Origin of the sequence: Tundrisphaera macrotermitis, assembly GCF_051175315.1 — a bacterium.
Taxonomy (GTDB): Bacteria; Planctomycetota; Planctomycetia; order Isosphaerales; family Isosphaeraceae; genus Tundrisphaera.
Map to the genome: position 1 here is coordinate 6,145,089 of NZ_CP195100.1, position 23,602 is coordinate 6,168,690.

Consider the following 23,602-nt stretch of genomic DNA (forward strand, 5'->3'; position numbering starts at 1 on the left):
CCGGGCGATGACCGGAGGCCCCGAACCGAGGGTGGGGCCGGATCCCCGGTGGAGTTCGGGAGGGGGGCGCGTTAAGATACCGCGAGGATGGCGGACGTCGGCGGGTCGGTTCGAGAGGGCACGCGCAGGCTCATGGAAAATCCACTGTTCAGCTCCGCCAGGCAGACCGACCCGTTCGGCGAGCTGAAAATCTTCGCCGGTCGGGCCAGCCGGGTGCTGGGGCAGTCGATCTGCAACCACCTGGGGATCGAGCTGGCGAAGTCGGAGACCAAGATCTTCAGCGAAGGCAACGTCTTCGTGCGGGTCCTGGAGAACGTCCGGGGCCGCGACGTGTTCGTGGTCCAGGGGACGGAGTTCCCGGTCAACGACAACTTCATGGAGTTGTTGTTCTGGATCGACGCCCTGAAGCGGGCCAGCGCCTCGCAGGTCACGGCGGTGATCCCCTTCTTCTCCTACGCCAAGGGGGACAAGAAGGACGAGCCCCGCGTGTCGATCCGGGCGCGGGTCTGCGCCGACGCGATCGAGGGGACCGGGGCCGACCGCGTGCTGATGATGGACCTGCACAGCCCGCAGATCCAGGGGTTCTTCAAGGCCCCGGTGGACCACCTCTGGGCCATGCCGGTGCTGGTGGACTACTTCCGCAAGAAGCAGATCCCCGACCTCGTGATCGCCTCGCCCGACGTGGGATTCAGCAAGCAGGCGTCCAAGTACGCCGAGGCGATGCGGACCCAGTTCGTGATCGGCTACAAGGTCCGCGACGACCACGAGGAGCGGGCCGCCGTCCTGGACATCATCGGCAGCGTCGAGGGGAAGAACGTCCTGATCGTGGACGACTTCACGATCTCCGGCGGCACCCTGATCGAGATGGCCAAGGTGTGCAAGGCCCACGGGGCGAAGGACATCTACGCCTGCGTATCGCACGGCATCCTGTCCAAGGGATCGGCCGCCAAGATCGCCGCCAGCCCGATCAAGGAGCTGGTGCTCACCGACACGATCGGCTACCACCCCGAGGCCCTGCCCCCCAACGCCACCGTCGTCAGCGTGGCCGGCCTGTTCGCCCAGGCGATCCACTCGATCCACAGCCGCGAGAGCGTGAGCCGACTGTTCGAGATCTGAGCCCGACTCGATCCCTTCGCAAAGTCCCCATGGCCCGGCCCCGTCCCCCGAGGATGGTCGCCGGGCCGCGTTGCGTTGACTTGCCCTTTTCGCCCGCCTAGCATAATCGTGCGGCTTCGGCCGCGCCGGCCCGCCTTGCATGCTTTGCCCGCCCCTTCGCCTGGCCGCGCCACCTACACCCTGGAGCACGAATCGATGGCGATGGAGCGACCCCGGACCCTCGGCGAACTGACCGCCAGCGGCTACAAGGGCGAGTCGGTCAAGGACGAGATGCGACGGAATCTGATCCGGAAGATCCGCGCCGGGCAGCCGCTGTTCCCCGACATCCTCGGGTATGAAGACACGGTCGTCCCGCAGATCCAGAACGCGATCCTCAGCAAGCACGACATGCTGTTCCTCGGCCTGCGCGGGCAGGCCAAGACGCGGATGCTCCGCCAGCTGGTCCACCTGCTCGACGACGCCCTGCCGGTGGTCGAGGGGTCCGAGGTGAACGACGACCCGTATGCCCCGCTCTCCAAGGAGGCGCGGGATAAGGTCAACGTGCTGGGCGACAAGACGCCGATCGCCTGGGTGGGCCGCGAGGATCGGTATCACGAGAAGCTGGCCACGCCCGACGTGACCATCGCCGACCTCGTGGGCGAGGTGGACATGATCAAGCATGCCGAGGGGCGCTACCTCTCCAGCGAGCTGACCATGCACTTCGGCCTGATCCCCCGGACCAATCGCGGGATCTTCTGCATCAACGAGCTGCCCGACCTCTCGCCTAAGATCCAGGTCGGCCTGTTCAACGTCCTGGAAGAGCGCGACGTCCAGATCCGGGGCTATCCGATCCGGATGGAGCTGGACCTGTGCATGGTGTTCTCGGCCAATCCCGAGGACTACACCAATCGCGGCCGGATCGTCACCCCGCTCAAGGACCGGATCGGCTCGGTGGTGCGGACCCACTACCCGCTGACCCGCGAACTGGGCATCGCGATCAACGACCAGAACGCCTGGCTCGACCGCGACGGCGGCAAGCTGGCCGTGCCGGTCTACATCAAGGAAGTGGTCGAGGAGATGTCCCGGCTGGCCCGGACCTCGTCGCACGTCAACCAGGCGTCGGGCGTGTCGGTCCGGATGTCGATCGCCAACCTGGAGAACGTGATTTCCAACGCCGAGCGTCGGGCGTTGCTGAACCAGGAGCGGTGGATCGTCCCCCGCGTGTCGGACCTCGCCCACGCCATCCCCAGCTCGCGCGGCAAGCTCGAACTGACGATGGCCGAGGACGACGGCAATGAGGACAAGCTGATCGGCCGGATTGCCGCCGAGGCGGTCAAGAACGTGTTCGACCACCACCTCGACATCAAGGAGTTCCGCCAGTCGGTGGACTTCTTCGAGGGGGGCAAGGGGATCGAGATCGGCGACACCCAGGCGTCGCAGTCGATCCTCGACCGGATCGAAAAGGTCCCCAACCTCCGCAAGAAGGCCGAGGAGCTGGCGAAGAAGTTCCTGCCCGAACTGGCCGAGCCCGAATCCAAATCCGCCGCCACCGCCAGCGCCGCCGAGTTCATCCTCGAAGGGCTCCACGTCCACAACAAGCTGAACAAGACGGCCAAGGACGGGGGATCGTCGTATCGTCGTTGATCTGTCGTCGAGGAGACCGAGGGCGATTCCATGCTGTTGCGAGCCTTGATCCTGGCTCAGATCGTATGGGTCGCCTTCTCCGGCGCAGTTGTCCGTGGGCGGATGATGGGCTATCCCTTCCCCATATTGGCGGAAGAGGCGGCCGCCCTCAGCTTTTATCCCCTGGTGATCGGCTTCCCGATCGTGGTTGTTTCCGTCGCTCGAAGGGCGGCCTGGCCAGGGTGGAAACGGTCTACGCTCCTCGTTCTGGAGATGTTGCTGACTTATGCCGCTTTCATCGCCATCATGCCCTTAGTTCAATAACTGGTGGGCTGGTCCAGAACACGACGCGGAATTGTCGGTGACATCTCCATGTCGGAATTTTCCAGACTGACCACGATGCTCGTCACCCCGGTGTTGAGGCATCAAGGTTTCATCAAACATGGCGCATTCGATCACAGCCCGACACACGATACGGCCTGTTATCATAAAGGAAGTCTTGAGTTGAGCTTGACGCTCGCCTTTCATCCTTATGACTATCCCGAGATGGGCATTCGCATGCAGGTGCGTGATGCCGATCGCATCCTCTTCGATCGGCTTCATCCACCGACTGAGGGAGGGATAGAGGCCATGCTGCAAGCCGTATTAAAAGACATCGAGGCTTCCGCAGTTTGGTAGGGTGGGCACCGCCCACCGTCCCGAGGTGTGATGGTGGGCGGTGCCCACCCTACGTAAGTGATCGATCGCAGGGCAGTTGATCGGATGAGTGACATCGTGAAAACAGAGATAACCATCCGAAACTGTCCCGCGCCATTTCAATTCCAGTGCTCGAAGCTCTGGACGGAACTCGCTGTCACATCCGATCCCGGCGTCCGGCATTGTGATCGATGTGACAGCGATGTTCACTTCTGCACCACCGATTCGGAGACGATCGAACACGCGAGAGCCGGGCATTGCATCGCTCGCGAAGTGCCCGACCGTGCCGAACTTGGCCTCATCCATCTGGGCAGGCCATCGCCGATCCTCGAAACGATGACACCCCAACAATCGCAAGCACGCTACTGGTTTGCGCGGGAATCGGGGATCGACGATTCCATCCGCAATACGCACAGGGCGACTCGATCCTGCCCAAGCTGCCACTATCCGGCAACCGAATGGCGGAAGACGTGCCGCGTCTGTGGTTATGAGATGGGCCGAGCAAATGACGCATCCCGAAGATTGTAGGGTGGGCATCGCCCACCGGTCCGTGGCGTGATGGTGGGCGATTCCCACCCTACGAGAAACTTCCAGTCCTACCCCTCCGCGTATCTTATCGAGGATGGATCATGTCGCGATTTGAATACACGAAGTGGGACGGCTCTCAGGAGTTCCAGCCCCAGTCGGCGGAGAAGGCGTTCGACCAGCTTTCCGAATACCTGATGCAGTACGGCGACCAGGTCTTGCGGAATCTGGACGACGTCGAGGACGAGGACATGAAGGACCTCGTCGAGTTGATCCAGAAGGAAGGGCTGATCGAGAAGGACGAGGGAGGGCAGTACCAGGTGAGCCCCAAGGGGCTGCGGCGGGTCCAGGACTCGGCGCTGGCCAGCCTGTTCCAGACCTTCAACCGCGACGCGATCGGCAAGCACGACACCCCGCAGAAGGGGGACGGGTCGATCCGCCACGAGGACAGCAAGCCCTACGTCTTCGGCGACTCGCTGTCCAACATCAACATGCACGAGACGCTCAAGAACGCGATGGCCCGTCGCGAAGGCGGCCCGCCGATCAAGCTCCGGTATGACGACTACGTGGTCCACGAGGTCGAGCACCAGACCCGGTGCGCCACCGTCGTGCTGATCGACATGAGCGGTTCCATGAGCCGCTACGGCAAGTACGCGACCACCAAGAAGGTCGCCCTGGCGCTGCAGTCGATGGTCCGGGGCCAGTACTCGGGCGACAGCCTCCAGATGGTCGGCTTCTACACATTCGCCAGCGTGATGACCGAGCGCGAGCTGATCAACTCGGCCCCCAAACAGGTCAGCATCTACGACAGCCGGGTCAACCTCCGGTTCGACCTCGACAACATGCCCAAGAGGGTGCCGCAGCACTTCACCAACATCGACGCCGGCCTCCGGCTGGCCCGCAACCTCCTGGCCCGCTCCGGGGCGACCAACAAGCAGATCATCGTCGTGACCGACGGCGAGCCCACCGCGCACATCGAGGGGCGGCAACTCTGCCTGATCTACCCCCCGTCGCAGAAGTCGGCCGACCACACCCTGAACGAGGCCCGCCGCTGCGCCGCGGCCGGCATCCGGGTGTCGAGCTTCGCCCTGATCGAAGATTACTTCTATTACGGCCTGATGAACTTCGTCGAGGAGATGGCCCGGGTGTCGCAAGGCATCTCGGCCCACTGCTCGGCCGACGACCTCGGCAAGGTCGTCATCGACAGCTTCATCGGCGGCCGCCGCAAGCGCCGGTCGGGGGCATGATGCACCGGGCCGTCAGCCCCACTTCCCCACGGCCGGGACCTTGGGCCCGAACTTTCCCGGCCGGTCGGCGGCGATCCGGCGCGTGAACCAGTCGAGGAGGATCAGCAGGACGACCGGCGCCCCGAGCATCAGGGAGAAGATCACGACCAGCATCGGGACGACGGCCCCTCCAGTGTCAATGGCGGCCGGGGCACTGATGAGCAGGATCGTCCCCGGGAGCAGCACGAGGCAGGCGAACCCGACCATCAACATGGCGAAGAGCAGCGTCCGCGTCTGGTTGATCCCCTCGCCGACCCAGACCCGCATCCCCGAGCGGAAGGCGAGCACGAGGCCGCCGGCCGTCAGGATCGCCGACGCGACGAAGCCGAGGACCCACAGGACCATCGCCACGATGCACGCCGGGGGCATCTCCCCGGCCTCGCCCCTCAGCGCGGAGATGATGGCGGCGACGAACAGCATCACGAAGGCGACCATCCCCAGCTTCCAGGCTCCCCAGGCATAACCGAACAGGGAGCAGATGCGGCCGCCGGCCTTGTCCGGGATCACCCTCGACGCCTGCCACGCGGCCCGGAAATCCTGGTACGCAGACGCCAGGCACGCCAGGATCACGGCGAGCGGCGGTTGGATGGAAAAGATCCATGCGATCAGGACGAAGGAAATCGCCCCATCGCGGAGGCGGTGGGCGGGCCGGGCCAGCGCGGGCGACGCGGGGAACAGTTCCCAGACAGGATCGCCCGCGAGTCGGTCGTCGGCTTCCATCATCGCACGGCCTCCCAGCAGGTTCGGCCCGATGGTTCACTTCGAGGAGAGGGTCCAGACCGGGTCGAAGCTGTCGCCGTCGCAGAGCGCGGAGACGACCCGGCTGAGCAGGATCAGCGAGGGGCCGTCGGTCGGGTTCTCGACCTGGAGGTTCCCCAGGAGGCGGGCCGAGGCGCGCAGGTCCCGATTTTCGTAGTGGGCCAGGGCCTTCTCGTGGGCGGCGCGGAGGTCCGCATGCCTGGGGTCGTCGCCCGGGACCACCTCGTAAAGCTCGACCGGCTCGGCGATGTTGACCACGCGGACCCGGCCGAGGCGGCGGGTGGCGAAGCCGGCGTCGAGCTTGGCGTGGGTCTCGCCGGTGACGATCAGGCGGGTGTGGAAGTGCTTGGTCGCCCCCTGGACCCGGCTGGCCAGGTTGACCGTGTTGCCCAGAGGTCCGTACTTGAACTTGCGGGGGGAACCCGTGTTGCCCACCTGCGCCGGGCCGGTGTTCAGGCCGATGCCCAGGTCGAACGGCTCGCCCAGGATCGGCTCCCACTTGCGGACCAGGGGGTCGAGCTTGCCGAGCATGTCGAGCGCGGCGCGGCAGGCGAGCCGGGCGTGGTCGGGCTGCGCCTGGGGGGCGCCCCACATCGCCATCAGCTCGTCGCCGATGTAGTCGACCAGCACGCCGTGATGCTCGGCGACCGAGTCCGACAGGGTGGCCATCACGTCGTTGATCCACTCGACGGTGCGGGCCGGGCCGAGCCGGGCGCTGATCCGGCTGAACCCGCGGATGTCGCAGAACAGGACGGTGACCTCGCACTCGCGCCCCTTGAGCAGGTCGGGGTTCATCTCCAGGTGGCGGGCCAGGTCGGGGGTGAAGAACTGCTCGAACTGGACCCGGGCGGCCATCGCGGCCTTCTCCTGCTTGAGCCGCTCAAGTCCGGCGGCGATCCCGCTGGCGATCAGCTCGATGAGCATCGCCTGGACCTCGGTGATGTTGCCGCGCGACAGGCTGATCGGGTTGAGGTAGGAGCGGTCGCCGTAGAGGGCGCCGATGACGTCCCCCTCGCGGTTGAGGATCGGCGAGGCCACCACCGCCGCGAGCGAGTCGATGCTGGCGGTGACCCCGACGGAGGCGTCGGCGGTGGGCACTTCCCAGAGGGTCTTCTTGCGTTCCAGGACCATGCGGAGGACGTGGCGATTGGGCCGGGATTCGGCGGCCTTGGCATTGTTGGGCGCCGCGCGGAACGCCTCGACGGCCCAGGCCCCGTCGCGGAGCCGGAGCACGCTGGCGGAGTCCAGCCCGACCAGTTCGAGCGTCGCCTGCGCGGCCTTGTCGAAGAACTCCGAGGTGGTGGCGGCGGCCTGGAGCACGTCCATCGCGACCCGGAGGCCGCGGACCATCCCGGCGCCGTCCAGACCGGCGAAGGAACTGCCCAGGCTGGGGGGCATGGCCCCGCTGGACATGGCCCCCGGGGGCAGGGTCGCCTCGGGCAGCTCCTGGATCAGGCCAACCCCGGTGGAGGGCTCGGGCGCCACGACCCGGACGGTCTTCCGCCCGATCATCAGCTGCAGGGGGATCGCCAGGTCCACCGTCTCGCCCGACAGGATCTCCTGGCCGGAGAGGGTGCGGATCGGGATGGCGCGGCTGCCGTTGCGCACCCGCATCCGCCCGTCGGGCAGGGGCTCCAGGCTGAGGTGCCGGCGCGACACCGTGTCCTCGGTCAGCGGGGCGATCACCAGCCGCCACCGGCCGTTCTCGAAGCGGTGGGAATAGGGGCCCGGCTCGCCCCGGTCCTGCCGGCCGATCTCCACCGCCTTCGAGAAGTCGTTCACGAAGACGACCTGCTGATCCTCGTTGACGACCCGCACCCGAAACGTGGCATTCATGGAGGACGGCCCACCCGCGGCCCCGGACGGCATCCGATCTCGATCGCACGACCCGCCGATTGTACACGCGGGCGGCCCGGAGCGGGCCGTCAATCTTCGGCACGGGGGCGGATGCGGGGCGATCGAGGATCCCGGGGCGGGCCGCTTCGGGATCAACCTGTTGCATCGCCGGGCCGGGACGATTCCAATCGTGCACGAGATCGGGACACGCCAAAGATGTCTTGATCTCGCCCGAGCGAATGACGCTCGCGGCCCATCACGAGCCCCGGAGCCCCCCCATGCCCCGCAGATCCCCCCCCGCGATCGCTGCCGCGTTGGCGCTGGCCGCGTGCGTCTCGCCGCCCGGCCCGGCGAAGTCCCAGGAGATCCCGACGGCGACCACGCCGAAGCCGGGGCCGAGGCCGCACGGCGCCTCGGAGAAGATCAAGGAGGATCACCAGCAGCTCCGGCGGGCGTTCCGCGAGCAGGCGGCCCGGCGGGCCGCCGGGGAGCCGGTCGTCGCGGAAGTGGCCGCGCCGGGCGGAGGGCTGCCCGCCCCCCAGCGCCGCGACCTGGCCGAGTCCAGCTCGATCTCGTTCCAGAATCCCGAGGAGATCCGGTCCGCCGACGGCCAGTTGAAGGTCACGCTGGTGGCCATGAAGACCCACGGCCGGATCGGCGACGACCCGGTCTTCCTCCGGTCGTACAACGGCCGGCTGGTCGGCCCGACGCTCCGGGCCCGGCCGGGGGACATCCTCCGCATCAAGCTCGTCAACGACCTGGAGCCGGAGGTCCACCACGCCGGCGACTTCAACACGATCCACAAGCTCAACACGACCAACCTGCACACGCACGGGCTGCACGTCTCGCCCAACGGGATCAGCGACAACGTCCTGCTGGAGGTCAACCCGCAGTCGACCCAGGACTACGAGATCAAGATCCCGGACGACCACGTCGCCGGCACGTTCTGGTACCACGCCCACCGGCACGGCTCGACCGCGGTCCAGGTGGGCAGCGGGATGTCGGGGGCGCTGATCATCGACGGCGGGATGGACGCGATCCCGGAGATCGCCGCGATCCGGGCCGGCGACCAGCGCCGGGATCGGGTCTTCATGCTCCAGCAGATCCCCTATGCCTACAACACCACGATCAGGGACCAGCAAGGGCAGGTGATCCATTCCTTCAACGACCTGCCCGAGGGGATCATCGAGGTCGAGCAGGCCGACGCCGTCCTGGCGCCGAGGGCGTGGCCGCAGCTCGGGCGATTCACCACCATCAACGGCATCCGCCTGCCGGTGCTGCGGGTCCGGCCCGGGTCGCTGGAGCGTTGGCGGTTCGTCCACGCCGGGACCCGCGAGACGATCCGGCTCCAGCTCGAGAAGGCCAAAGGGGGCCCGGCCGCGCCGGAGGCGCCCCCGCTCAACGAGATCGCCCGCGACGGCGTGCCGCTCGGCCGCATGATCCCGATGCCCAGGATCGACATGTATCCGGGCTACCGCTCCGACGTGCTGTTCCGGGCGCCCGACGCGGCGGGGGCCGAGTACCTGCTGGCCGACGCCGAGGTCGAGGCGGGCCGGACGGTCCTGGGCGATGCCAAGCCCCGCCGCTACCTCGCCCGGATCATCGTCGAGGGGGAGCCGGACCCGATGCCCCTGCCCCGCGACGAGCAGCTGGCGCCGTTCCTCCCGCCCTCCCTGGGCGACCCGACCGAGGTGGAGACGCCCGAGACGGTCAAGCGGATCGTCTACGGCGCGACGGGGGGCAACCCCCTGGTCATCAACGGCAAGTCGTATGACGGCAACACCTCGCAGTCAAATCAGGTGTATCGGCTCGGCGACATCGTCGAGCGGACGCTGACGGCGGAAGGGTTCCTCCACGTCTTCCACATCCACGTCAACCCGTTCGAGATCATCAAGACCACCGGCTCGCCCGGTGGCGACATCCCCCCGGGCCAATCCTACTGGCGCGACACCATCGCCCTGGCCCCCGGGGAGGAGGTGACCATCCGCATGGAGCTGAAGGACTTCGCCGGCCTGTTCGTCCAGCATTGCCACCTCCTCCAGCACGAGGACCTGGGCATGATGGACCTGGTCGAGATCCGCCCGCCCGCCCAGGGCGCGGTGGCGGCGCGGCCCCGGGTCCCCGAGCCCTACCCCGCCCCCCGGTGGGACCTCGCCGCGGCCGACGGCACCCGCCTGACGTCCGACCGGCCCGGCGACCGGCCGACGCTCATGGTCTTCTTCGAGGGCTTCGGCTGCGTCCGGTGCAACGAGCAGCTCGTCGCCCTGTCGGCCCGCAAGGAGTGGTTCCGGGCCCGCGGGGTCGACCTGGTCGCCATCAGCTCGGACACGAAGGAGGATCTCGTCGCCTCGGCCCGCGAGGCGAAGTTCGACTTCCCGCTGGCCGCGGACCCGGACGGCCGGGCCTTCCGCGCGTTCGGCTGCTTCGCCGCGGGCTCGCCGCTCCACGGCATCTTCCTCCTGGATGCCTCGCGACGGGTGGTGTGGCAGGACGTCTCGACCCGGCCCTGGGCCGACATCGATGCCCTGCTCAAGGAGTTCGATAACCTCCTGCCCCGGGCGAACGTCACGATCCGCTGATCCCGGCGGGGATCCGCCCGCCCCCCGGCCCGATCGTCGCGCCGAAAGACGGGCCGGGGGAGGGCCGATGCACCGATTCCATTCGCACTTGACGGCCCGTACCCATCGTGCTTAACTCCCGACGCTTGCGCCGAGGATGGCGGGAAGATGGGCCGGACCCCCGGGGCCCGTCGGTTATCAGGAGGATGACGGGCCCATGACGCGGCATCATCGAAACATCGACCGAAATCGGGCGCGTGGATCCCACCGCGTCGTCCCGGGCCTCGCCTGCCTGGCCCTCCTGGCGATCCTGGGGGCGGGGCGGGCCGCCGTCGCCCAGGGCCCGCCGCGATTCATCGGCCGCCCGGCCGCCGCGCCCGAGCCGTTCCCGCTGCCGCCCGAGTACCTCGGCCTCGACCTCTCCAGGCAGGATCCGCAGGCGGCGTTCGACAAGAGCAACGGCTGCATGACCTGCCACCAGAACACGCACGACCCGCACGGCAAGGAGACCGTGAAGCTGGGCTGCACGGACTGCCACGGCGGCAACGCCAACGTGCGGGTCAAGGAGATCGCCCACGTCCAGCCCCGGTTCCCGGACGCGTGGGTCAGCTCCGCCAACCCGGTCCGGTCCTACACCCTGCTGAACCACGAGTCGCCCGAGTTCACCCGGTTCGTCAACCCGGGGGACCTCCGCGTGGCCCACATCAGCTGCGGGACCTCCGGGTGCCACCCCAACGAGGTGGACAACAACCGCAAGAGCATGATGACCCACGGGGCGATGCTCTGGGAGGCGGCTCTCTACAACAACGGCTCGTTCCCGCTCAAGAATGCCCGCTTCGGCGAGAGCTACAGCATGAACGGGACGCCCCAGAGGCTGCTGACCAACCCCCCGCCCACCGAATATGAGATGAAGGTCAAGGGGGTCATCCCCTACCTCGACCCCCTGCCCCGGTTCGAGGTGAGCCAGCCGGGCAACATCCTCCGCATCTTCGAACGCGGCGGCAAGGGGCGGGCCGAGGTCGGCATCCCCAACCCGTTCAACCCGCCGGGCCGCCCGGAGATCCGGCTGTCCGACCGCGGCCTCGGCACCCAGAACCGGACCGACCCGGTGCTGATCGGCCTCCAGAAGACGCGCCTGCTCGATCCGACGCTCAACTTCATGGGGACCAACGACCACCCGGGAGATTATCGGTCGAGCGGCTGCACCGCGTGCCACGTCGTCTACGCCAACGACCGCTCGCCGGTGCACTCGGGGCCCTATGCCAAGTACGGCAACATGGGGCTGAGCTGCAACCCGGACCCGATGATCCCCAAGGATGAGCCGGGCCACCCCATCGAGCACAAGTTCGTCACGTCGCCCCCCACCAGCCAGTGCATCGTCTGCCACATCCACCCCGGCACGACGGTCATGAACAGCTACCTCGGCTTCATGTGGTGGGACAACGAGACCGACAGCGAGCTGATGTACCCCAAGCATCAGAAGGACCTCACGGCCGAGCAGCTCGTGCAGGCCGCGATGAACAATCCAGACGAGACCTCGGCCCGGGGCAACTGGTCCGACCCCCGGTTCCTGGCGAACGTCTCCGACCTGAACCCGCAGCTCAAGCACACCCAGTTCGCCGACTTCCACGGCCACGGCTGGGTCTATCGCAGCGTGTTCAAGAAGGACCGCAAGGGGAACCTGCTGGACTCCGCCGGCGAGGTGGTCCCCGACGTCGGCCCGCAGCAGCTGATGGACTCGCTGAAGCCGCCCACCGACCAGGAGAAGGTCGTCGGCAAGGACGGCCGCGCCGGCACGCCGCTGCACCTGATGGACATCCACCTGGAAAAGGGGATGCACTGCGTGGACTGCCACTTCCAGATCAGCGCACACGGCAACGGCAAGCTCTACGGCGAGGTCCGCAACGCCATCGAGATCCAGTGCATCGACTGCCACGGCACGGCCAGCAAAAGGCCCACCCTGCGGACCACCGGCAACGCCTCCCCCGAGGGCGGGCTGAACCTCGCCGCGCTCCGCACCCCGTTCGGCAAGAAACGGTTCGAGAAGCGCGGCAATGCCCTGATCCAGAACTCGATGGTCGAGCCCAACGTCTCCTGGGAGGTCGTCCAGACGGTCGACACCCTGATCCCGGGCAGCAAGCACTACAACGAGAAGTCCCGCCTGGCCAAGACGGTCCGGTTCGACGAGAACGGCCGGATGGCCTGGGGCGACATCCCGCTCGGCCCGGACGGCAAGCCGCAGGAGACCGCCTGCGCCCACGCCGACGACAACATGAGCTGCATCGCCTGCCACTCCTCCTGGAACCCCAGCTGCTACGGCTGCCACCTGCCGCAGAAGGCCAACATCAAGATGCCGGAGCTGCACAACCAGGGGGATGTGTCGCGCAACTACGTCCATTACAACTTCCAGACGCTGCGCGATGACGTGTTCATGCTCGCCCGCGACGGCGACGTGACCCGCAACCGGGTCAACCCGGCCCGGTCGTCGTGCGCCATCCACGTCGGGTCGTACAACGCCAACCGCGAGTCGATCTACGTCCAGCAGCAGACGGTCTCGGCCGAGGGGATGTCCGGCATCGCCTTCAGCACCAACGTGCCGCACACCGTCCGGGGCGGGCCGACCACCGACCCCCGCACCGGCCGCGCCGTCAACCCGGCCGCCTACCTGCCGGGGCGGAACGAGACCAAGCAGTGCACCGACTGCCACATCAGCAAGGAGAACGACAACAACGCCATCATGGCCCAGCTGATGATGCAGGGGACCAACTACCTCAACCACATCGGCCGCTATGCCTGGGTCGCGGCGGGCGAGGAAGGGCTGGTGGCCGTCGTCGCCACGGAGCGCGACGAGCCCCAGACCGTGATCGGCAGTTCCATGCACAAGCGGGTCTACCCGGAGAACTACGCGAAGCACGAGGAGCACGGGAAGGTCCTCAAGGACTTCCACGAGCACGTCGGCAAGGATGTGGGGACGTCCCTTCTCAGGCCTCGGGCGAAAGCGGACGTCCTGGGCGTCCAGATGCGGGGCGAGTACCTCTACGCCGCGTGCGGCGAGGGGGGCCTGCGGGTCTTCGACATCGCCTTCATCGACCACAAGGGGTTCTCGGAGCGAATCACCACCGCGCCGGTGTCCCCGCTGGGCCAGCGGTTCTACGTCGAGACCAAGTACGCCGCGGCGATCGCGTCGCCCACGACCCTGGCCCCCGACCCGACCCGGACCCACAAGCCGGAGAACCGCGAGGGCTCGGTCCACGCGATGTACGGCTACCTCTACGTGGCCGACAAGTTCGAGGGGCTGATCACGGTCCCGGCCGCGACGATCATCGACGGCAACCCGCTCAACAACTTCCTGGAGCGCGAGGTCACGTTCAACCCGGGGGGGATCCTCTGCGGGGCCAACGCGATCACGATCTTCGGGACCTATGCCTACATCACCTGCGACGCCGGGCTGGTGGTCGTCTCGCTGGACGACCCCAAGAAGCCCAGCATCACCGCGGTGATCGGCGGCGAGTTTCTCCACAAGCCCCGGGCGTTCCAGGCCCAGTTCCGCTACGGCTACGTGTGCGATGAGGAAGGGATCAAGGTCCTCGACGTGACGGATCCGGCCCACCCGCGGCCGGTCAGCACGCTCCACCTGGAAGATGCCCACAACATCTACCTGGCCCGGACCTATGCCTACGTCGCGGCCGGCAAGCAGGGGCTGGTCATCCTGGACATCGAGCGGCCCGACTTCCCCCGGGTCGACCAGGTCTACAACGCCGGGGGGTGCATCAACGACCTCCACGACGTGAAGCTGGGCATCACCTACGTGAGCGAGTTCGCCTACCTGGCCGACGGCCACAACGGGATGCGGATCGTCCAGCTGACCTCGCCGGAGACCCCGGGCAACGACGGGTTCAGCCCCCGGCCGACCCCCGAGCTGATCGCCACGTTCCCGATCCCCAAGGGGGGCGAGGCCCTGGCCATCTCCAAGGGGCTCGACCGAGACCGCGCCGTGGACGAGAGCGGCAACCAGCTGTCCGTCTTCGGGCGGGTCGGGGCCCGGCCGTTCAACCTCCAGGAACAGCGGAAGCTCTACCTCCGCCCGGGCTCCGCCGTCCCCTGGTGGGTCAGCGACGACCCCAGCGACTCGGTCTACGGCCCGCCCCGGCCGATCCGCCGCGACTGACCGGCCGGTCCGGGGGGCGCGATCCCCCCGGCGGATCGCCGCGACCGCCCAACGAAAAGGGGCCGACCACCGGTCTGGTGGTCGGCCCCTTCGTCATTCTTCCCGACACCCTCGCGGCCCGATCAGCCCGGCGGCAGCAGCGGGAGCAGCGCCATGAGGCGTTCGCGGAACGGGTTGGGGTCGTACTCGGCGGCCCGGTTGAGCGCCCGGGAAAGGTACTCCTCGATCGACTGCTCGCGGCCGGTGGGCAGGTCGAGGTCGAGCTGGGTGCGGAGGTCCTTGAGGATCGCCTCGACCTCGGCCTTGCGGGGCAGGTCGCCGTCCAGGTCCTTGATCAGCACCTCGATGCCCCAGCCGACGTGGCGGGCCGCGTCGAAGTCCGGCGCGGTCTGGATCGACGACTCGACGAGCTGATGGAGGAGCTTGCGGGTCACCGCCTTGTCGTACGAGGCGGCCGAGAGCCGGTCGATCAGCAGGCTGGTCCACGACGAGAACGAGCGGGCGGCGGCTTCCACCGGGCCGCGCCGGCCGAACGGGCGGGCATCGGTCGGCGCGAGCATCGCCTTGTGATTCATCTCCAGGCCGGCGAGCAACTCCTTGGCGGCCGGGTCGTCGAGCATGAGCCGCTGGATGCCGAGTTCGACCATGGCCAGGGGCCACTCGTTGAGCACGGGGCGGCCAGGCGTCCCTTCGTAGCCGCGCTCCTGCCGCCAGCTTTCCCGCTTCAGGGCGTGGTGGCAGGCATAGCAGTCGAAGCGGGCGTAGTCGGGCCAGGTCTGGCCGGGGGCCTTGAAGCCGTCGGAGGCGTGGGCCTCGTCGGCGATCAGGTTCATGGTGGTCCGCAGGGCGACGGCGGCCCCCACGATGGCCAGCTTGGTCCGGTCGCGCTGGCCGTCCTTGGTGCCGAGTTCCTTGCGGACCGTGGGGTCGGTCCGCTCGTCGTCGAGATTCCAGTGGCGGGGCATCTTGTCCGAGAACAGGGCCACCTCCACGCTGGGCAGCGGCGGATGGCCGGCCGCGTACATCGCGTGGGTGACGACCTTCTCCTCCTTCACGCTGCCGATGTGGCACGACAGGCACTGCTCGGCCAGGTGCTCGGAGGTTCGCAGGTCGTTCAGGCCCAGCTGGGCCCGCTCGGCGGGGGTCTTCAGCCGGAGCGTGCCGAGGGCGTGGGTGGTACCGCCCCAGTTCGACGCCGGGCCGTGGCAGTTCTCGCAGCTCACCCCCTCGTCGCGGTTGAACAGGTTGCCGACGACCCGATTCTGCAGCTCGGCCGCGCCGGCGGAGTGGCAGCCGAGGCAGCCGGCCTCGGCCTTGGTCACGTCCACCTTGAGCTTCTCGGCCATGCCCCGGCCCCGGGGCCCGGTCAGGTTCTCATAGGCCAGCGAGTGCTTGTCGTGGTTCCGCCAGGTGTCGAACTCGTTGAGCCGGATGAACGTGCGGGCCTTGTCGAAGGGGGTCTGCTTCGAGTCGGGCGGGACGTTGTGGCAGACCACGCAGGACTGCGACCCGGTGTACAGGTTGGGGACGGGCGGGGCCTGGGGGTCGGCCGTGAGCCCCGACCGGGGCCCGGGCGTCGCGAGGGCGCCGATCGCCAGTCCCATCCCGGCCAGCAGGCCGCCCCGCTTCCACCACGACAGCGCGATCATGACGAGGGTCCTTACGGATGAGGGGGCAGCGCGTCGCGGACGTTGATGAGGTCGCCCTGGATCCGCGCCGGGTCGAAGGCGACCGGGCTGTCGAACAGGGCTCCGCCATCGCGGGCCGGGAGGTTCAGTTCCTGGTACATGCCGGCCAGCCCCGAGCGGATGCGCGGGTCGGCATAGCGCGCGTCGAACTCCATCAACGAGGCACGCAGGGCCACGATCGCCAGGTAGCTCTGGGCGGCGGTGTCCCAGTCCGACCGGAGCGAGGTCGGCGCCTCGGCGATCACGTCGGCCAGGCTGGCGCGGATCTCGGCGAGCGAGAGCGGGCTCCGGTTCAGGAGTTCGGCCCGACGGCCCAGCTCGTCGGCCGCGGCCCGGGCCCGCCGGGCGACGGTCGCGGGATCGGGATCGGCCTCGACCATCACGCCCCGGAGCAGCCCGAGCGGCGACTCCGGCTCGCCGATGGCGAGGCGGCCGGGCGACGGGCCGGGGATCGGGGCCGAGGCCAGGGTCCAGCTGCCCCAGGGGAGGCTGCCGGGGATCAGGCCGGGGGATTTCACCGTCGACCGGCCGCCGGTCCGGTCGAGCCCCTGGTGGCACGAGAAGCACCCGTACTCGGAGAACTCGGGCCACGGCGCCCGCGAGTCATCGGGGGCGGCCCGGCGGGCCCGGCTTTCCAGGAGGTCCAGCGCCGCGCGGGCCCCGGCCAGCCGGCCCAGGGCCCAGGCCTTCGCCTCGTAGTCCGGGTGGCGGGCCTTGTCGTCGCCGACCCGCCAGTGCTTGGGCAACTTGGCCAGCTGCCCGGCATAGTCGAAGTTCAGCCGGGGATGGCCGGCCGCGATCAGGTCGTGATTGACCTCGGCCGAGCCGTCGCCGACGTGGCACTCGGCGCAGATCCGGGCGCGGACCAGGAGGTCCTTGGTCGTCCGGAAGCCGAAATCGGCCTCCTTCTGGGCGACGGAGAGCGACCGCCAGCCGGCCTCGGTGTGCGGGGCGAGCCACTTGCCGGCCGGGCCGTGGCAGCTCTCGCACCCCGCGCCGTCGTCCGAGGCGAAGCCCGGCGCGTGGGCGGAGGGGTCGCGGGAATCGTAGCCCTGGTGGACGTGGCACCGGAGGCAGAGGTCGTCGGCGAACGCGCGGGCGTTGTCGACGTCGACCAGCCGGCGGTAGTTCGCCTCGATCTGGCGGGATCGGTCGTCGAACAGGACCGAGAACGCCTTGTTGTGGGGGTCGTAGCTGGCCCAGTAGGCGTATTCCGCGCCGCCGGCCCGGGCCGGGTCGCTGCGTTGCCCGTGGCAGGCCAGCGCGGCGCAGGAGCCGGTCCCGACCCAGACGGGGCGATCCGGGGGGAGGTCGGACCGGCCGGGCGTGGCCGACCCGAGGATCAGCGACGCCGCCGCGAGCATCAGGCCCGTGCGGGAGATCTTCACACCCATGACGACTGACCCACGGGAAGGGACCGGGGTTGGACGCGATCCCGGCGGCGGCGGGGTCCGCCCCGCCGAGGGACGCGGACCCGGGGTCGCCCCCGGGGCTCATGCATGAGTCTAACATGCCTTTTCGGGTTGACAAATGCCGCGCCCTGATCGGGCCGGGTGCCCGGAGGCCGTCCGATTCAGACGTTGGCGCCGACTTCCTTGACCGGCCCGAGCGTGGCGTTCCTCCGCCCGAGGGCGTCGTAGGTGGCGTACTTGTAGAGGTCGGAGAGCGTGGGGTAGTTGTAGCACGAGTTGATGAACAGGTCGGCCGTGGCGTTGAGCATCAGCGCGGTCAGGCCGACGTGGACCAGCTCGGTCGCCTGCTCGCCGATCACGTGGACGCCCAGCAGCTTCATGTCCTCGGCGCGGAACAGGAGCTTGAGGAAGCCGTCGCTGTCGCCGATGATCTGGCCGCGGGCGTTGGCGGTGTAGCTCGCCCTGCCGACGATGTACGGGACCTTCTGCTCGACCAGGGCCTCCTCGGTGGCCCCGGCCATCGAGCATTCCGGGATCGTGTAGATGCCGTAGGGGAGGAGCTGGGCGACCCCCTTCTTGTACTTGAGGTCGAAGGCGTTGACCATCGCCACCCGCGCCTGCTCCATCGAGGTCGACGCCAGGGCCGGCACGCCGATCACGTCGCCCGCCCCGTAGATGTGCGGGACCGCCGTCTGGTACTGCTCGTTGACCGGCAGGAGGCCGCGCTCGCCCAGGGTGATGCCCACCTTTTCGAGGCCGAGCTCGTGGGTGTTGCTGTTCCGGCCCGACGAGACCAGGACGTAATCCCCGGTGACCACCGCGCCCGACTTCAGGTGCAGCTCGATGCTATCTTCGTTGCGGACCGAGACCACGGCGTCGGACATGAGCATGGTGATGCCCAGCCCCTCCATGCCGCGCCGGAGGGCATCGGAGATCTCGTGGTCGAGGAAACCGACCAGGCGGTCGCGGCGCTCGATCACCGTGACCTTCACGCCCAGGGCCGCGAACATGCTGGCGTATTCGCATCCGATCACGCCGCCGCCGCAGACCAGCATCGTCGCCGGCATGTCGCGCAGGGTCAGGATCGTGTCGGAGTCGAGAACGCGGGGGTCGTGGAACGGGAAGATCGGCGGCCGGAACGGCGAGGATCCGGTGGCGATCAGGATCTTCTCGCCCCGGATCTGGATCTCCGGGCTGCCCGATGGCTTGATCGCCAGGGTGTGCGGGTCGACGAAGCTGGCCTTGCCGGAGTAGACCCGGACCCGGTGCCGCTTCAGGTTGGCCTGGATGCGCGCCCGCTCGGTGTCGCAGATGTAACGTTCGCGGGCCATGAAGTCCCGGACGTTGACCTGCTGCTTCATCTCGAACGACAGCCCGTACAGGGCGCGATTGCGGAAACCGGACAGGAACAGGGCGGTCTCGCGCAGCGTCTTGGAAGGGAGCGTGCCGGTGTTGGCCGAGGCGCCGCCCAGGTACGGTTCCTTCTCGATCAGGGCGACGCTCTTGCCGAAATAAGCGGCCTGCGTGGCACCTTTCTCGCCGGCCGGACCGGAGCCGATGATGACCAGGTCGTACGACTTCGGTTCCATACGGGCAGTCATCCTGAGGAGTTCATTGAGCGTAAATTGACGTCGACGCTACATCCGCCCGGCCCTGCCAGTCAAGCGGCCGACGGAGAAACCCGCCTGCCCGGCCTATCCGCACCATAGGTCACCCACGAAACGACGACCGGGAGCCTCGATGGCGAGGGCTCCCGGTCGGGTGGTTGGTCGGCGGGTCGCGGCGAGGCTCAGCGGGCGCCCGAGCCGATGTTCAGGTTCGTCACCGGGGTGGTCCCGCCGTTGTTGGTGCCCGTCCCGGTCCCGGTGTTGTTGGTCGGGAACAGCGGGGCGTTGATCGTCTTCACGGTCCGGGCGGTGATGCCGTACTGGAAGATCGTGTTCAGCACGCTGTTGAACGGGGCCGCCAGGCGGTCGATGAACAGGGTCGTCCGGACGATCGGATCGCGGTAGACCACGATGCGGTCGCCGGGCATGAGCTGGTAGTTGGTGGTCGTGTCGCCCGCGTTGACGATCGCGGTGATGTTGATCGGCAGGGTCTGCTCGCAGCAGGCCCCCGGCGGGGCGGGGCGGACCAGGCGGATGTTGGGGACCGACGCCGTGGGGATCAGCCCGCCGGCATACTGGATCGCGTCCAGGACGGTCTCGTTGCCGGTGATCGGCAGGCGGCCCGGCGAACCGACGTCCCCCTGGACGTAGTAGACCTTGCTGTTGTACGAGCCGATGTCCACGAACACCCGGCTGGTCTTGGCCGGCTCGACCTCCTCGGTCTGGCCGGTCTCGTTGTTGAGCCGGACGAGCCCGAGGACCTCGTCGGTGAGGTCCTTGCGGAGGTGGAGGATGATCTTCTCCTTGATCTCGTCGAGGGTCAGGCCGGCGACGTAGACGTCGCCGTAGAACCCGAGCGAGATCTTGCCGTCGGGCCGCACCAGCCGCTCGCCGGTGATCGGCCGGCCCGGCAGGGCCTCCAGCACCTCGACGATCAGGATGTCGGGCGGCTCGACGACGTAGTCGGGCATCGAGACCTTGTCCAGCTCGCGGGGGATGTTGCTCTTGGCAATCTGCTCCTCCGGCGTCTTCACGGTCTGGCAGCCGGTCGCCATCAGGGCGGCCAGCAAGGCCAGGCTGCCAATCCATCGGCGGTCGAACGACGAGCGATCCATGCCTCACTCCTGCCCGGCAAGCCATTGCCGGCTCGAACGGCCGGGGGTTGATTTCCGGCCCTGATCCCGCGAACGAGTATTGCGTCGTCGCGGTTTCAGGGGTAACGGCCCCTGACCGCGGCCTGAACCCTCGACCCATCGGCGACGGGTCGATTCGTCAGTCAATCCATCGGCCGATCCGACGGCCTTCTGGAGTCAAAACGTCGGATTCGCCGGCTCATCGGCGGGCCGGCGGGGCGATCCGCTCGCGCCGCCCGTAGAAATCGTTCATGTGATTGGCGGCCCCTTGCCCCGAATTGAAGTAGCGCGACGCCCCCGAGCCCGGGACCATCGCCGCCGGGGCGATCTGGGTCGGGGCCCGGTTGGTGGTGGCCGCGCGCCGGCCGGCCCCGGGGTTGTTCGCCATCAGGCCCGAGCCGATCCCCCCCTGGGCCTGCCGCGACAGCAGGTAGAGGAAGGCCGCGTCGCGGGCCATGGCCGGGTCCTGCGCCGGGCCGGCCATCGGGTTCAGGTAGGGGTTGAAGGCCGGGCTCATCATCGGATTGGAGAGCATCGCCGGCGGCGCCGCGGGCGGGGCGGCCCCGGTCCTCGACGCCGGCATCGGCGTCACCTGGCCGGCCGCGACGGCCGGGGCGGCCAGCCCGCACGCCAGCGCGACCGCCGCCCATCCCCGATGTCGGTTCTTCGTCATCCGTGCGACCTCCCGCCTCGCGCCATGATCCTGACCTGGCACATCCCGACCAGGACTTATCGGCCGCGACCGGCCGAAGACCGCAGCCAATCCCGGCAGATCGCCGCGATCGGGATGGTACACGGGTCAAACACCTCGGAAGCGCCACGGACCGAGGAATCGCCCAGGTTTTCCATTTTTCCTGGCTTCACAATTTCGATCGAGCGGCGCGTCCCATCACCCGATCGTTTTCGATGAACGCCCCGACCGCCGCGACGACCCGGCCCCCGGCCGGATCGCAGCGGAGATTCCAGCCACCTGATGGATGAGGCCAAGGATGATGCAAGCCACACGGAGGATCCCCGGATCGCCGGCTCTCCTGGCGATCGGGCTGATCGCGGCCCTGCCCTCGATCGGCAACGCCCAGCTGTTCCCGAATCAGCACATCAAACGCGAGCGTCCGGCGTGCGTGCAGGAGCCGCCGTTCAACGCCCACGTCCGCCGCGACTACTTCGGGTACTACCCGACCTGCTGGAACCGATTCCCGGCCGGCTGGGCCTGCCCCTGCCCCAACCCCGAGCTGCCGAACGCCGCCGAGTCGTTCCGCCAGCAGCCCCGCGACAAGCCGACCGGGCTGGGGCCGGGCCCCGACTCACCCGAGCCCGAAGACCCCGGGATGCCGGGCGACCTGCCCGACGATCCCAAGCTCCCGGCGATGCCGAGCCAGAGCCGGAACCCGTTCGAGCTGGACAACAAGCCGGGCGCGATCGATCCCCTGGATACGCCGCCGGCCGCACCGTTGCGGAACCCGAACGCACCGGCCCCGGCCCCGGCCCCGGAGGCCACCCCGGCCCCGATCCCGTCGCCCACCGGCCTGCTGGAGATGCCCAGCCTGCCCAGCCCGACGACCGGCAGCGTCCTGCCGGGTTCGATGGCCCTCCCGCCCCTGGATGAGGCGACCCTGGCCTCCTCGCCGGACGGGATGGACGAGGCGCCGATCCAGGCGAACCTCGGCCCCCTGCCCGCCCCCCGCGCCGTGGCGACCGGCCCGGCCGTGATCGACGCCGAGCCGATGGTCGGCGCCGCCCCGGCCAAGGCCCCCGCCCGCAAGAGCGTGCTGGGCGGCCTGTTCAACATCGGCAACCGCCGCCGCCGTTGAGTTGACGCCGCCCGCGCCCGACGGCCACGATGTCCCGTGAGATCCGATCGACCCCGACCCGGCCCCCATCGGCCGCGCCGGGGTCGATCTTCGTCCTCGGGAGGCGGGCGGTCATGGCGTGGGCGGTTCTGGGATGGCTCGCCCTGATCGGCGCGGGGGGGCCGCAAACTCCCCCCGATCGGGCCCCGATCTCGGTCCGGGTCGAGTTCGACCGGGCCTCGGAGATCGACGTGGCCGAGGTCGTGACCCGCCTGGCCTCGGCGCTGGGCGTCCCCCTCGACCGGCCTCCGACGCCGCTTCGCCTGCCCGTGGCCGGCCTCGCCGCCCCGCTCGCCCGGACCCTGCTGGCGGAAACCCTCGGCCCCGATGCCGGCATCGAGGTCCGGCCCGACGCGGTCGTCTTCACGCTCCGGACCGGAGGCGCCGCCGCGAGCCGGGACGACTGGGCCCGGAGGCTCCGCGACCTTTCGGACCGCGCCGACCGCGAGGCGCAGCGACGATCGAAGTACGGGATGCACCCCCGGCCGTCGTACCGGCCCGACGACCCCGCCCGGCCGACCGTCTGCCTGATCCACGGGCTGAACTCGACGTCGGGCGTGTTCGCCCACTTCTTCAAGCCCCTGGAGGACGCCGGCTACGGGATCGTCAACTACGACTTCCCGTACAACCGCGACCTCGACGAGACCTCCGAGGCGTTCGCCCGCGACTGGGCCGCCTTCCGGCGCGAGCGGGGGGACCGACGGCCCTGGGGGATCGTCGCCCACTCGATGGGCTCCTTGCTGGCCCGCTCCTACGTCGAGGGGGACGCCTATGAGGGCGACGTCGCCTCGCTGATCCTGATCGCCCCGCCCAACCACGGCTCGGCCCTGGCCCAGGGGCAGACCCTGTTGCAGATGACCCAGGGGCTCCGGTCGGTGCAGGGGTCGCGGCCGACCGACCCGCTGGCGGTGCTGGGCGACGGCCTGGGGGCGGCGGCCGACGACATGATGCCCGGCTCGGCGTACCTCGGTCGGCTCAACCGCCGGCCGCGCCGGGGCGGGATCCGCTACCACATCGTGGCGGGCGACGTGGGCTACCTGTCGGCCTCGGCCCGACGGCAGATCGACGCGCGGGCCTCGGGCGGCGGGCTGCTGGGCGGGATCGGCCGGATGGCCCTGGCGGGCACGTCGGGGGCGCTCGAGGCGATCACCGACGGGCGGGGCGACGGCTGCGTGTCGGTGGCCAGCACCCGGCTGCCCGGGGTGGCCGACCACCGGGTCATGCACGCCAACCACCTCGAATTGATCCGCGCCCCGCTGCTGTTCCCCGACCCGGGGCCGGTGATGACGATGCCCGACATCCTCCGCTGGCTGGCCGAGGACCTGGGACGCTAGGGTCTTGGGGGATGGCGGTGGTTCCGGTAATC

16 protein-coding genes are annotated in these 23,602 nt (G+C 68.9%); 9 read left to right on the plus strand and 7 right to left on the minus strand.

Features of this window, described 5'->3' with window-relative positions; all coding sequences use genetic code 11:
• The first annotated feature begins 132 nt into the window (after window positions 1–132).
• From TA3x_RS24815 to TA3x_RS24835, 5 genes are all read left to right on the plus strand, one after another.
• Window positions 133–1,116 carry a ribose-phosphate diphosphokinase gene (locus TA3x_RS24815; RefSeq protein WP_435017357.1) on the plus strand — a complete coding sequence of 328 codons (984 nt, stop codon included), beginning with the start codon at window positions 133–135 and terminating at the stop codon, window positions 1,114–1,116.
• Window positions 1,117–1,311: 195 nt separating this feature from the next.
• Window positions 1,312–2,739 carry a sigma 54-interacting transcriptional regulator gene (locus tag TA3x_RS24820; RefSeq protein WP_435017358.1) on the plus strand — a complete coding sequence of 476 codons (1,428 nt, stop codon included), beginning with the start codon at window positions 1,312–1,314 and terminating at the stop codon, window positions 2,737–2,739.
• 30 nt (window positions 2,740–2,769) lie between these two features.
• Window positions 2,770–3,042, plus strand: coding sequence for a hypothetical protein (locus TA3x_RS24825; RefSeq protein WP_435017359.1), 273 nt, complete (start codon window positions 2,770–2,772; stop codon window positions 3,040–3,042).
• Window positions 3,043–3,090: 48 nt separating this feature from the next.
• Window positions 3,091–3,396, plus strand: a complete 306-nt coding sequence (locus TA3x_RS24830; RefSeq protein ID WP_435017360.1) for a hypothetical protein — start codon at window positions 3,091–3,093, stop codon at window positions 3,394–3,396.
• A gap of 647 nt (window positions 3,397–4,043) precedes the next feature.
• Entirely contained in the window at window positions 4,044–5,186 is a 1,143-nt protein-coding gene (locus TA3x_RS24835; protein WP_435017361.1) for a VWA domain-containing protein, read from the plus strand.
• 12 nt (window positions 5,187–5,198) lie between these two features.
• On the opposite strand, the gene TA3x_RS24840 is transcribed toward TA3x_RS24835, so the two are convergent.
• Together TA3x_RS24840 and TA3x_RS24845 are read right to left on the minus strand one after the other, a co-directional pair.
• Window positions 5,199–5,948 carry a hypothetical protein gene (locus tag TA3x_RS24840; protein WP_435017362.1) on the minus strand — a complete coding sequence of 250 codons (750 nt, stop codon included), beginning with the start codon at window positions 5,946–5,948 and terminating at the stop codon, window positions 5,199–5,201.
• A 33-nt stretch (window positions 5,949–5,981) separates the two neighbouring features.
• Window positions 5,982–7,820 carry an adenylate/guanylate cyclase domain-containing protein gene (locus TA3x_RS24845; protein WP_435017363.1) on the minus strand — a complete coding sequence of 613 codons (1,839 nt, stop codon included), beginning with the start codon at window positions 7,818–7,820 and terminating at the stop codon, window positions 5,982–5,984.
• Window positions 7,821–8,098: 278 nt separating this feature from the next.
• On the opposite strand from TA3x_RS24845, the gene TA3x_RS24850 reads away from it, so the two are divergent.
• Together TA3x_RS24850 and TA3x_RS24855 are read left to right on the plus strand one after the other, a co-directional pair.
• A complete protein-coding gene (locus tag TA3x_RS24850; protein ID WP_435017364.1) occupies window positions 8,099–10,399 on the plus strand; it encodes a multicopper oxidase domain-containing protein in 2,301 nt (766 codons plus the stop codon).
• Between the two features lie 196 nt (window positions 10,400–10,595).
• Window positions 10,596–14,546 (plus strand): hypothetical protein, encoded by a 3,951-nt coding sequence (locus TA3x_RS24855; RefSeq protein WP_435017365.1) that lies wholly within the window; start codon window positions 10,596–10,598, stop codon window positions 14,544–14,546.
• Between the two features lie 122 nt (window positions 14,547–14,668).
• Here TA3x_RS24855 and TA3x_RS24860 read toward each other — a convergent pair whose 3' ends face one another.
• The 5 genes from TA3x_RS24860 to TA3x_RS24880 form a co-directional block, all read right to left on the minus strand.
• Window positions 14,669–16,195, minus strand: a complete 1,527-nt coding sequence (locus TA3x_RS24860; RefSeq protein WP_435017366.1) for a multiheme c-type cytochrome — start codon at window positions 16,193–16,195, stop codon at window positions 14,669–14,671.
• Window positions 16,196–16,206: 11 nt separating this feature from the next.
• Window positions 16,207–17,628 carry a multiheme c-type cytochrome gene (locus tag TA3x_RS24865; protein ID WP_435017367.1) on the minus strand — a complete coding sequence of 474 codons (1,422 nt, stop codon included), beginning with the start codon at window positions 17,626–17,628 and terminating at the stop codon, window positions 16,207–16,209.
• A 179-nt stretch (window positions 17,629–17,807) separates the two neighbouring features.
• Window positions 17,808–19,235, minus strand: coding sequence for a Si-specific NAD(P)(+) transhydrogenase (sthA, locus tag TA3x_RS24870; RefSeq protein WP_435017368.1), 1,428 nt, complete (start codon window positions 19,233–19,235; stop codon window positions 17,808–17,810).
• 200 nt (window positions 19,236–19,435) lie between these two features.
• Entirely contained in the window at window positions 19,436–20,368 is a 933-nt protein-coding gene (locus TA3x_RS24875) for a polysaccharide biosynthesis/export family protein (RefSeq protein WP_435017369.1), read from the minus strand.
• Window positions 20,369–20,585: 217 nt separating this feature from the next.
• Entirely contained in the window at window positions 20,586–21,059 is a 474-nt protein-coding gene (locus TA3x_RS24880; protein WP_435017370.1) for a hypothetical protein, read from the minus strand.
• Window positions 21,060–21,375: 316 nt separating this feature from the next.
• Here TA3x_RS24880 and TA3x_RS24885 point away from each other — a divergent pair, with 316 nt between their 5' ends.
• Entirely contained in the window at window positions 21,376–22,197 is an 822-nt protein-coding gene (locus tag TA3x_RS24885) for a hypothetical protein (RefSeq protein WP_435017371.1), read from the plus strand.
• Between the two features lie 113 nt (window positions 22,198–22,310).
• Window positions 22,311–23,570 carry an esterase/lipase family protein gene (locus tag TA3x_RS24890; protein ID WP_435017372.1) on the plus strand — a complete coding sequence of 420 codons (1,260 nt, stop codon included), beginning with the start codon at window positions 22,311–22,313 and terminating at the stop codon, window positions 23,568–23,570.
• Window positions 23,571–23,602: the final 32 nt, after the last annotated feature.